Here is a 2872-nt window from a genome sequence, read left to right on the forward strand (position 1 = left end):
GCTTCTCCGACCAGTACCACGAGTCGAAGACTACCTTGGACACGCGGAAGTACCCCTTGAGCACGTCCAACATCTCCTTGGCCAAGTCGATCTTGGTCTTGAACTCGTTGACCATCCCCAAGTCCAACATCTTCCTCACGGCGTAGGGGAAGGCTCCCACCATGAACGTCCTGCCCGTGGAGAGGTCCATTATGACGACCGTGAGGAGCTGCACACCCCTCTCGAATCTCCCGTGGGTGTGGCAGTAGATCCGGTAGTTCCCGTGGGGGCTCACGTCTACCCGGAGCGTTGTGGTCCACGGTGTCGTCTATGATTACTGCCAACTCACCCTTCACCAACACCGACAGGACCTCCAAGTAGTCCCTCCACGAGTCGTGGAGCTCTCCCAACGCCTCCAGCAGGTTTGCGTAGTCCAACCCGAACGTCTCAGCAGCATTCCTCACGCTGGACCTCCCACCTAGCAGGGTCATGAGGACTAGTGCTGACTCGACCTTCCTGCTCCTCCCGTTCCTCCTGACCACGCCCAGAACTTGGTTCACCGCCTTGACCAACCTCTCCCTAGCCAGTTCGACTTGTCCTTTTCCGTTTGACATCTTTTCAGCGGGACGACGTCTAAAATTAAAAACTTCTCGCTAATACCGACTTCTTTGTATTACCTCCCTAAGATTCCCATAACTGCTGTAATTATCTCTTTTGTTGAGTGATTAAGTCATTGATACCTTTGATTACTAATTTTCTTAAGATATCGTTAGCTTCAATAGCAGATTCTTTAAAGTCTCCTCGAAGATCTGCATTTCCATTTATAATATCCTTCAAATGATTTAACACTGTGTTATGCATTCTTTCAAAATCATTATCGTCTGTAATGAAAACGATCTTATCATAAATCCTGTCACGTAATAACAAAAAGAGGTATACAAATATTAGCTGGTCAGTTCTACTTGGCGTCTTTCTATATCCTTTGGACTTTAAGTTGCGTATATATGCATTAATACCTTCATAAATTAACTGAATTTCTCTTATGATATTATCACTAAGAAGTATTTTAGTATCGTCAATTACAGTGCATTTTTGCTTGATTAAATATTCCACACTATCTAAATAGTCAATTAGATCCTGTGTTCTCTCATTTAAAGTTATATGGTTCCTAAGAGCTTCAAGATTTGAGTTGAGCAACTTATCTTTTAACATTAGGAAGAACTTCTTTGCAAGTATTTGCCTTATTCCTCCCGGTGAGATCTGTCCGTTATAGTACTTAGTTCGTATCTGTTCATAGATTTGTTCAAAATTCTTTCTGATATCTTCAAGAACTCGTAGTTTATCTTCTACCCCTAGTTTATCCCAATCCTGTTTAGATAGTATTTTCTCATAAATCACATAGGAGGTTATATTATAAGCGTCGTAAATTATTGTCTTAAATTCAATTAAATTGATATGAAGTATAACACATTGTCCTTTACTTAACGAGTTAATAAAATATTCAACAGCTGGATTTTCATTCAGAATTTCTCTATATAACCATTTTATAATAATATTGGTATCTAAGAAAAAAGTTTCCTTTTCACTCATGAGTTATCAGCGTGGATCTTGAGAAATAGGTAATAACCTAAGGAGTCCTTTGAGGGCATAGGTGTCCTATCGGCAACTAGTGCGTGTAATAATGCTCCGCTTAGCTCAGATATATAAGGGAATACTTCTTTTTTCTTTATATATATCAGTATAGGCATCCCGAAAAATGCTACTAGGAAATTAGCGATGTTGAACATATCTTTAATCCTAGAATCTTTTGTTTTTATGTTAGGATTGGTTATGTTAGTCTTATGTAGTTTTAAGTATACTTTTGTTACGAAGCGTAAATACAACGAATAATAAGTGGTTATTAGGAAATTAGGGTTATCAGAATTTAATACCTCTTTGTAGAACTCCTCTTCATTTTTCTTCAACCCGTCAATAAGTTTTTGTAACTCTTTCATTACCATATTAACGTATTCTCCTATGGTTGTATTATTTTCAAGCATAGAGTTATATAATTCAAAATCCTCCTTTATTTTTTCAACTTCTTTTGACAGTATTTTTAACTTGTCTTTATCTTCAGGATTTAGGATTAACATTAGCATACCCTCATATATCTCGAACAAATTCTCCTCATATTGCTTGACTAAATAATTCCGCATCTTCTCTAAGAGATGTACAGGGAAATTCCTATTCTTCATTTCGTTTGGAACCTTGTAATATTCCTCTAAAGGGAGAGAAAGATCAGCTGACATAGTTATCACTCTGTTATGCTATAGTACAACAGAGTAGTACAAAAAACTTTCTTCCTAACTAGTTAGCAAAATAGTTTCGCAGAGTAGTACAAAAAACTTTCTTCTAGCTATCCTAGAGCTAGATCTCATTTTGCCGTTGACAACAGTTTCCGATAAACCCTGAATTTTATGTCATTTGATATTATTTAACATTCCTAATCCCTTTAATGCTATTAAGTAGGCTGAGGCTGTATGTCTATCAAAACCCTTCTCCCTCATTATCCTATCGTGACCCTCAGAATTTGTAGTACCCTTAGGATTAACTAACACAACGTCGAAACCTAACCTTAACGCCTTAATAACACCGTGAATTAACAATTACCTCTTAGCAAAACGCGAAACCTTCCTAATACCGCTCTTACTCCTAGTGAACCTCCTCCTCTCGGTAGACCCAAAATCACCTCCTTAATAATAAATCTATAGTGTAAATAAGTGTTTCCACTAGATTAATTGTAAAATTCTCTGGATTGAATAAATCTGGAAAAAATAAAAGAATTAATAATAATCTAAACTCCTCTCTCCCCATCTCATCCTTGATTACGGTATATAAAGAGTAGAGTACAAGG

At 37.7% G+C, this 2872-nt stretch carries 2 protein-coding genes and 3 pseudogenes; all 5 read right to left on the minus strand.

The window, feature by feature from the left end; genetic code table 11:
* Positions 1-593, minus strand: a pseudogene (locus WIW52_RS02640) (IS701 family transposase); the annotation flags it as partial.
* 91 nt (positions 594-684) lie between these two features.
* On the minus strand, positions 685-1569 hold the full coding sequence (locus WIW52_RS02645) for a hypothetical protein (protein WP_337708427.1): 885 nt from the start codon (positions 1567-1569) through the stop codon (positions 685-687).
* A complete protein-coding gene (locus WIW52_RS02650) occupies positions 1566-2267 on the minus strand; it encodes a hypothetical protein (protein WP_337708429.1) in 702 nt (233 codons plus the stop codon). Before WIW52_RS02650 ends, WIW52_RS02645 begins: the two co-directional genes overlap by 4 nt.
* A 171-nt stretch (positions 2268-2438) precedes the next feature.
* Positions 2439-2684: pseudogene (locus WIW52_RS02655) on the minus strand (hypothetical protein); the annotation flags it as partial.
* Between the two features lie 19 nt (positions 2685-2703).
* A pseudogene (locus WIW52_RS02660) lies at positions 2704-2872 on the minus strand (ISH3 family transposase); the annotation flags it as partial.

The sequence above is a fragment of the Stygiolobus sp. RP850M genome, from assembly GCF_037389295.1.
Taxonomy (GTDB): domain Archaea; phylum Thermoproteota; class Thermoprotei_A; order Sulfolobales; family Sulfolobaceae; genus Stygiolobus.

Excerpts from the sequence above, each read along its gene's own strand:
- WIW52_RS02645 (WP_337708427.1), bottom strand. The coding sequence starts at position 1,569 with ATGAGTGAAAAGGAAACTTTTTTCTTAGATACCAATATTATTATAAAA.
- WIW52_RS02650 (WP_337708429.1), bottom strand. The coding sequence starts at position 2,267 with ATGTCAGCTGATCTTTCTCTCCCTTTAGAGGAATATTACAAGGTTCCA.